Genomic DNA, 237 nt, shown 5'->3' with positions numbered 1-237 from the left:
GCGAGAAGCAGCGCGGCCAGCAGGCCCAGCCGCTGATCAAGGACGGGGTGATGTACATGACCGGTTCCTACTCGCGGGTGTTCGCGGTGGACGCGCGCACCGGCAAGAAGCTCTGGCAGTACGACGCGCGCCTGCCGGACGACATCCGCCCGTGCTGCGACGTGATCAACCGCGGCGTGGCGCTGTACGGCGACCTGGTGTTCTTCGGCACCCTGGACGCCAAGCTGGTGGCCCTGA

At 68.4% G+C, this 237-nt stretch carries 1 protein-coding gene; it reads left to right on the top strand.

The window, feature by feature from the left end; all coding sequences use genetic code 11:
* On the top strand, window positions 1-237 hold a 237-nt coding region (locus F6S12_RS33530), incomplete at both ends, for a PQQ-binding-like beta-propeller repeat protein (protein ID WP_315870084.1).

Source organism: Pseudomonas sp. JV245A (assembly GCF_032424515.1).
GTDB lineage: Bacteria > Pseudomonadota > Gammaproteobacteria > Pseudomonadales > Pseudomonadaceae > Aquipseudomonas > Aquipseudomonas protegens.
This window is presented reverse-complemented; position numbering and strand designations above follow the sequence as displayed.